Genomic DNA, 7161 nt, shown 5'->3' on the forward strand with positions numbered 1-7161 from the left:
GTGAAGACGACGGAGAGCGGCGGTCCACGCGGCTGGGATGCCGCGAAGCGGCTGAAGGGGCGCAAGCGGCACGTCGCGGTGGACACGGACGGGCTGCTGCTCGGCATTCTCGTGCATGCGGCCGACATTCAGGATGCGGATGGCCTTGGCGACCTGCTGAAGCGCCTGAAGCCGCTCTACAACTGGCTCCGGGTCGTGTTCGCCGACAGCATCTACAACCGGCTTGCCGCCCTGCTCGCCTGCTTTCTGGCAGGGATCGTGCTGATCATCGTCCGTCGCGTCGCGGGCAGCGTCGGCTTCGTCGTGCAGCCCCGGCGCTGGGTGGTCGAAAGGTCGCTCGGCTGGTTCTGCCGGTGGCGGCGGCTGTCCAAGGACTACGAGACGCTACCCGAGGTCTCCGAGACGATGGTCACACTGGCCGCGACCCGCCTAATGCTTCACCGCCTCGCTCATCCCAATCGCAGGCGACTGCCCGCCCCATGACTTCGCAAACGGGCTCTAAGATTGGCTCCGGTGCCGGCCGACCGCTCTCGTCAGGTCCGCCTGCGGTCGGACGTGACGACAAGGCGCCCCTGCACCTCCAGGCGGATGCGGCCGCGCGCCGGGCGCAGGAGGCGGACGGGTGCTCGCTTCTCCTCCAGCCGGCGCTGCAGCAGGAGCAGCCGTGTCTCCAGGTTATCCTTCAACTCCGGCAGGCGCAGTGCGCCGTCGGCGCGGATCTCGCGGTTCGTGAAGTCCAGCCGGCCGGCCGCCTGATAGGCGCCGAGCATCCACATCAGCAGCCGGCCGGCGACGCCCTTCACCAGATACTCGTGCTCGATGAACACGCTGTCGTCCTGCGCGTGGTGCACCACCTGGACAGGGCGGTCCGTGGCCGGGGGCGTCGAACCCTGCGGGCCAGCGGCCGCGGCCTCCCCGGCTTCGGCCTCGGCCAGCGCGATCGCCATGCCGAGTTGCCGCGCCACGAGGGAGAGCACGAGCCCATCCTCGGCATCGAAGGCCATGCGCCGGGTGCTTTCGAGGAAGAGCACGCCCAGCAGGCGTCCCTGCACCTCCATCGGCACGGCGATCTGGCTCATCGCCTCCGGCAGGCGCGGCAGGGCGACGGAGCGCGTGCGCGCCTCGTGCTCGGCGCTGGCCTCGATGGCGGCGCCGTAGCGGCGCAGCCGACTCGCATCGCCCACGCGCAAAAGGCGGCGGTCCTGGGCGGCGAGGCCGATCAACCCCTCGCCGAGCGGCACCTCGGCACCGATCCCGCTCGCCCCGTAGCCGCGGCTGCCGAGCGCGACGAGGCAGCCACGCCCGGGGTCGTGCAGCAGCACGAGCGCCGCCTCATGCCCGAAGGTCGCCGCCAGCGCGTCCAGCACGGCATCCACCACGCCGGCCAGCTCCGTCGCGCGCGTCAGCGCCTCGGTGACGGCCAGCGCCCGCACCAGGCCCTGCCCGGCGGGACGCTCCGGCGCTGTGGCGGCCTGGCCGCCGCGCACCTGCCGCAAGGCCAGTACGTCGAAGACGTCCACGGCGCGCAGCCGCATCACGTCGGCCATGCCGAGCTGCGCGCTCTTCGCGCGCAGGTCCGCGGCCATGCGCCCGAAGGCCGGGCCGTCCTCGAGGCTGCCGCGGTAGAGGATGTCGAGCCGGTACTGGGCGCTGTCCGTCGGGTCCACCACCAGCAGCGCGGCGCGGGGGTTCGCGCGCAGGTTCGCCGAGGTCTTGGAGAAGAACTGGTTGGAGAGCGCGACCTGCGCCTCGCCCAGCCGCGCGACATGGGAGAGGTAGGAGACGTTCGGCGTGCCGTCCGCGGCGAGGGTGCAGACGATGGACGGTACCACGCCCTCGAAGCAGGCGTCGAGCGCGGCGAGGGGGAGCGTCACCTGCGGCGCTCCGTCAGGAGGCTGCCGGCGCGGGAGCCGGGCGTCTGCACGAAGACCTGCTCCGGCCGGATGCGGAGCGCGACCAGGTCGCGGTCGGACCGCCACGGCGCCGTGCGCTCCGGCGGCTGGCCGAGCTCCGCCAGCGCCTCCGCGATCCGCGCGGCGTAGCGCATCGCGCAGGCGTGGAGCGCCCGCGTCGGCGGCGCGACGAGGTCCACGCGCCCCTTCACCTGGTAGGTCACGTAGTCGGAGGGCCGGGCGAAGGTCGCGGCAATCCGCCCGTCCGCGCGCGCATTCGCTACCGTCCCCGGCCATTGCCAGGCGGAGACCATCACGTGCAGCGCCTCGCCGCCCTCCTCAACGGAGGCCCCGAGGCCGCGCCCGATCTCCGGCACGCCCTCCGCGCCGGTGCCGAGGATGATCATAACCGGAGATTCGAGGAAGGCAGCCAGCTCCGCGTCGGTCGGGCCGCCCTGGGCGGGTCGCATGGGCCGGAAATTAGTCGGATAGGAAAGTCTTAGGAAGCTTGGGGCGCCCTTAGGGAAGATTTAGGAAGCGGCCGCGCGGCAGGCGGGGCTAGGGATCCGGAACAGCACTGCGGTTGGAAGAGGGCTGAGGATGAGCAACCGAGATCCCATCGTCATGTCGCCGCGCGAGGTCGCGGTGATCGGCGCCGGCCCCGCGGGCCTCGCCGCCGGCGCCTGGCTGGCGCGCCAGGGCTTCGAGCCCGTACTGTTCGAGGCCGCCGACAGCCTCGGCGGCCAGTGGAATGCGGCCTCGCCGATGAGCGGCGTGTGGCCGGGCATGCGCACGAACACGAGCCGCGTTCTGACGGCCTTCGCCGACCTCGACCATGCGCCGGGCACGCCCGTCTTCCCGGCGCAGGAGGAGGTGCTGGGCTACCTGCACCGCTACGCCGCCCAGGCCGGGCTGCTGCCGCGCCTCCGGCTCGGGACCCGCGTCGAGCATCTCGCGCGCGCGCCGGGGGGCCAGGGCTGGCTCCTGCGGTCGCGGGGCGGCGGGCAGGAGCGTGTCGAGGTCTTCGCGCGCGCCGTCGTCGCGACGGGCCGCTACAACGCGCCGCTGCTGCCGGATGTCGCCGGGCTCGGCAGCTTCGCCGGCGAGGCCGGCGTGCTGCACAGCTTCGGCTATGCCGGCCCGGCTGGCTACCGCGACCGCTCGGTCGTCGTCGCCGGCTGCTCGATCAGCGCGCTCGAGATCGCCTCGGAGCTGGCGCTCGCCGGGGCGCGGCGCGTGACCGTCACGCTGCGCCGCCAACGCTACGTGCTGCAGAAGCTGACCGCCGGCGTGCCGACCGACCACGTCGCCTTCACCCGCTTTTCGGCGCTGGCCGGGGCCGTCATGCCGCCTGCGGCGGTGGCGCAGGGATTGCGGAACCTGGTGGTGTCGAGCACCGGCAGTCCGGAGCAGGTCGGCGCGCCGGCGCCGGATGCGGACATCTTCGCCGCGGGACTGACGCAGTCGCAGCACTATCTCGGCCTTGTCGCGGAGGGGCGCATCCGCGTCCGTCCCTGGATCGCGGGCGTCGCGGGGCGGGAGGTGACCTTCGCCGATGGCAGCTCGGAAGCGGCGGATGCCATCATTCTCGGCACCGGCTACCGTCTCTCGCTGTCCTTCCTGGCACCGGAGGTTGCGCAGGCGCTCGGGCTGGACGACCAGCACATCGACCTGCACGATCACACCTTCCATCCGGAGCTCGCGGGCCTCGCCTTCCTCGGACTCTTCGACCAGGTGGGCCCGTTCTTCCCTGTGCTGGAGTTGCAGGCGCGCTGGCTGGCCTATGCCTGGTCTGGCGCGGTCGCGGCGCCGGACGTTGCGGCCATGCAGGCCGGCCTCGCCGCCTGCCGTGTGCGGCGGGGCGGGCCGCAGGCGGTGCCGATGCACGCCATGGCGCTGCTCTTCGCGCGGAACGCGGGCGTGGAGCCGGACCCCGACCGCTGGCCGGATCTACGCCGCGCGCTGCTCTTCGGCCCACTCTCGCCCGCCTCCTTCCGGCTGGTAGGGCCGGACCGGTGCGCCGACGCCGCGGCGCGGATGATGACGGACGCCGCCCTCTTCGGCTGCCTCGTCTCGCCCTCCATGACCGATGAGGAGGCGGCGCGGTGGGAGGCCGTCAGAGCCGGTCTGCGCGCGAATGCGGCGTGAACCGGCCTCGCGGACGGCGGGCCTTGGTCCGCTGCCCGCCCAACTCGGTCATGGAGCGCGAGCGGGCGGCTCCCCGCCACTTGAGCCGTGAAGTGCCTCGTGAGGAAGCGCTGCCGCTGTCTCTGTGACCGATGCGCGCTGCTCCGCCCAGACAGCTGACAGGAAATCGCGCAGCGCCGTCGCCCCCAGATCCGGCGAGAGGCGCCCGTTCAGAATGTCTTCGACGATGTCCGACGCCAGCAGCGTCAGCCTGAGCATCTTGCCAAGATAGCCTCGGTCGATCTTCTCGGCCCTGGCCATTTCGCTGAGCGAGGCGTAGCGGCCCTCTTCCAGCAGCCGCTTCCACCGATGCGCCCTGGCCAGCGCCTTCACCATCGCCGGCTCGGCGCGGGTACGGATCGGTAGCGTCGCTGGGCTGCCGTCAGGCGTCACCACCAGCTTCCGCCCACCGCAACTACGGATTGCTAACGGGACGCAGATCGTGATGCTGGACGACGGCGTCATGCCACCCTCCTGGCGTCAGCACCAATGCCGGCGAGGTCATGCGCCAGGCTGGTCAGCCCTTCGACCCGTAGCTGGATGTCTGCGCCTGTCAGGCTGATCTGCACGCACTGCACCAGCAGCCCGACGATGCGCGCCTGCTCGGCCGGGTACAGCTCGTCCCACAGCGAGCCTAGCCGCTCCAAGGCCGTCAAGGTCTCCGCCTCGGTCAGATCCGGCGGTTCGGCCCGGGTCGCCCGCCAGGTGCAAGCGGGTGCGCGCAAGGCCACTCAGCCGCCTTCCTACGGATCCAGCATCGACCCGTGCACCCAGCCGAATGGCTGCTCTTCGCCCACCTGCAGCCATCCGCCCGGCGCTTCACTGAAGACGCGCAGAGTGGAGGCACGCGGGACGATGCGCACCACCGCCCCGCCGCCACCCGGCTGGCTGCGGATGTTGACGGGATGGACTGCCGTGGTGATCACCGTTCGCATGGCAGCCGCGGCAGGGGGGACGGCGCCGGCGGCGCTGGCATCGGTGGGCTGGTTACGCCCGGAGCCGGCGTAGTGATCGAAGGTGCCGCGGGTTTCGGGGTAAGTGCAGAGTCGAGCGGTAGCGGCGGCAAGGCGCGCGCCTGCGGGCGACCTGTAGGCGGGCCGCCACCCTCGAAGCAGCGGTCGAGCATCTCGACAATGACGCGGCTTGCCTCTGAATTGGACATACCAATTACGAGGTCCGTTCGCTCAGCCCTTTCCTCCTTCAATGTCACCACCGCCACCCAAGGGATGAAGGGGTCGTTGGCCTTACCGGTCGGATTGACCTGCCCGCAAACCGCGACGGTGGTCGGCACCTGCTGATGCCAAGCCTGCACAGCGCGCATCTGCATCTCACCCACCATACGCAGCCGGGCTCGCACCTGCGCCACTGCTGCCTCGCGCGCGACGGCGAGGCCAGCCTCCGGGCCAGGCTTGTCCTTCGGTGGGTCGTCGCAGGCCGCCAGCCCTGTCGCGACCATCGCAAGGAGCGGCGCAATCAGCTTGCGCATCATGGTTTCCTGTTGATCGGTGGGCCTTCTAATCCAGATGCAGCCGGGGGCAAGAACAACACCATGTCCAGTGCGGGCCGAACCACAGAGTGGCGATCACGGAGGCACGACCGCCGACTCCGTGATTGTCGAACGCTGCTCGTCCGACATGCTGGGCACCGACTGGAGCAGCGCCGGTAGCCCTATGTGAGATGGCTGCCGCCCGTCCAGGATCGCCTAGACAATGTCGGGCGCCAGCAGCGTCAGCCTGAGCATCTTACCGAGATAGCCGCGGTCGATCTTCTCGGCCTTTGCCATTTCGCTGAGCGATGCGTACCGGCCTTCATCCAGCAGCCGCTTCCATCGATGCGCCCTGGCCAGCGCCTTCACCATCGCTGGATCAGCACGGGTACGCGGTCCTCCATCTCTCGGCGTTGATGCTGCTGAGGTCACCGGTCAAGCTTGTACAGACGTGTCAAGCCATCATCAGTGTTACGGAACCGAGCCCACCGCCTCGCCGTTACGGGATAGTCATATAGTGCGTGGACCGAGATCGATGACAGCAGCCAACCGGAGCTGTTTGGAACTGCTGGCCCGCCTTGGCTATGCAGCCCGCGGCACGGTCAGCCTCATTATCGGCCTCTTGGCCCTACTCGCCGCCCTCGGACGCGGCGGTGGTACGACGGGCTCAAAAGGCGCACTCCTGACGCTCCTGTCCCAGCCTCTGGGGAATCTCCTCCTGGCGGCAGTTGCACTTGGCCTCTTTGGGTTCTCGATCTGGCGCGCACTGCAATCGGTTCTCGATGCCGATGGGCTCGGCACCGCGCCGAAGGCGATCGTCATACGCTTCGGGCAGGCAGTCTCCGCCGCCATCTACTTCAGCCTCGGCGTGTTCGCCGTAAGCCTGCTCGCCGGCTGGGGCTACGGCAGCGGCAATGAAGAGCAATCGGCCCAAGACTGGACTGCATGGCTACTTGCTCACTCCTTCGGGCGGTGGTTAGTCGGTGCCGTCGGGCTGGCAATAGCAGGCGCGGGCCTGGGCATGGCCTACAAGGCCTGGACCGCTTCATTCAAGCAGCATTTGGGGTGCGGCGGTGACACGGCGCGTTGGGTCGTCCCGCTCGGCCGTGCCGGGTACGCCGCCCGAGCCCTGGTATTCCTGATTATCGGCGCCTTCCTGGTCGCCGCCGCCTACCAATCGGATCCGAGTGAGGCCCGCGGCCTGGGAGGCGCTCTGCTGGCCCTCCAGGAACAGCCGTTCGGCCGGGCACTCTTCGGGCTTGTTGCCCTTGGTCTTGCCGCCTTTGGTGCATTCGAGTTTGTCGAGGCACGATACCGGCACATTGCCGCACCTGAGGGAGCCGAGATTGGAAAGGTGACCAGGGCTGGGCTCGTATGATCGTTCCCACCCGATATCAGGCGGGACTACATTTTCACACACCTTCTCTGCGTGCGTGATTGGTGGTGAGGGCATCGTGGGCAGAAGCTAGCACTACTTCGGCAGATTTCTGTTGGCCTGAGATCCCGGCTGGTAAGCTGATGGACGTTCCGATTGAGGTGCGGCCCGGTGAGGTGGCGCATGATCGAAGCGGCAGCGGAGTGGGAATCGACCTTTGC

At 69.8% G+C, this 7161-nt stretch carries 10 protein-coding genes; 3 read left to right on the plus strand and 7 right to left on the minus strand.

All coding sequences use genetic code 11. The annotated features are described in order from the left end of the window. Positions 1 to 483 (plus strand): transposase (locus H7965_RS28015; protein WP_186773821.1); only part of this gene is annotated, 483 nt, incomplete at its 5' end. Positions 484 to 533: 50 nt separating this feature from the next. Here the strand turns inward: H7965_RS28015 and H7965_RS28020 are convergent. Together H7965_RS28020 and H7965_RS28025 are read right to left on the minus strand one after the other, a co-directional pair. After that, a complete protein-coding gene (locus H7965_RS28020; RefSeq protein ID WP_186773822.1) occupies positions 534 to 1874 on the minus strand; it encodes a GAF domain-containing protein in 1341 nt (446 codons plus the stop codon). Beyond that, entirely contained in the window at positions 1871 to 2362 is a 492-nt protein-coding gene (locus H7965_RS28025; protein WP_186773823.1) for a hypothetical protein, read from the minus strand. Before H7965_RS28025 ends, H7965_RS28020 begins: the two co-directional genes overlap by 4 nt. Before the next feature lie 130 nt (positions 2363 to 2492). Between H7965_RS28025 and H7965_RS28030 the strand changes: the two genes are divergently transcribed. Continuing rightward, the gene (locus H7965_RS28030) at positions 2493 to 4040 is read left to right on the plus strand and encodes a flavin-containing monooxygenase (RefSeq protein ID WP_222440865.1); all 1548 of its coding nucleotides are present in this window, start codon (positions 2493 to 2495) and stop codon (positions 4038 to 4040) included. Positions 4041 to 4088: 48 nt separating this feature from the next. On the opposite strand, the gene H7965_RS28035 is transcribed toward H7965_RS28030, so the two are convergent. The 5 genes from H7965_RS28035 to H7965_RS28055 all read right to left on the minus strand — a co-directional run bounded on the left by H7965_RS28035 (position 4089) and on the right by H7965_RS28055 (position 5937). Continuing rightward, a complete protein-coding gene (locus H7965_RS28035) occupies positions 4089 to 4415 on the minus strand; it encodes a hypothetical protein (RefSeq protein ID WP_186773824.1) in 327 nt (108 codons plus the stop codon). A 125-nt stretch (positions 4416 to 4540) separates the two neighbouring features. Further along, on the minus strand, positions 4541 to 4804 hold the full coding sequence (locus tag H7965_RS28040; RefSeq protein ID WP_186773825.1) for a hypothetical protein: 264 nt from the start codon (positions 4802 to 4804) through the stop codon (positions 4541 to 4543). 18 nt (positions 4805 to 4822) lie between these two features. Continuing rightward, complete coding sequence (locus H7965_RS28045) at positions 4823 to 5014, minus strand: SH3 domain-containing protein (RefSeq protein ID WP_186773826.1); 192 nt, start codon at positions 5012 to 5014, stop codon at positions 4823 to 4825. Continuing rightward, positions 5002 to 5565 (minus strand): hypothetical protein, encoded by a 564-nt coding sequence (locus H7965_RS28050; RefSeq protein WP_186773827.1) that lies wholly within the window; start codon positions 5563 to 5565, stop codon positions 5002 to 5004. Before H7965_RS28050 ends, H7965_RS28045 begins: the two co-directional genes overlap by 13 nt. A 216-nt stretch (positions 5566 to 5781) precedes the next feature. Further along, complete coding sequence (locus tag H7965_RS28055) at positions 5782 to 5937, minus strand: hypothetical protein (protein WP_186773830.1); 156 nt, start codon at positions 5935 to 5937, stop codon at positions 5782 to 5784. Between the two features lie 163 nt (positions 5938 to 6100). On the opposite strand from H7965_RS28055, the gene H7965_RS28060 reads away from it, so the two are divergent. Then, positions 6101 to 6943, plus strand: a complete 843-nt coding sequence (locus H7965_RS28060) for a DUF1206 domain-containing protein (protein WP_186773828.1) — start codon at positions 6101 to 6103, stop codon at positions 6941 to 6943. The last annotated feature ends 218 nt before the right edge of the window (positions 6944 to 7161 follow it).

Source organism: Siccirubricoccus deserti, from assembly GCF_014283215.1.
Lineage (GTDB): Bacteria > Pseudomonadota > Alphaproteobacteria > Acetobacterales > Acetobacteraceae > Siccirubricoccus > Siccirubricoccus deserti.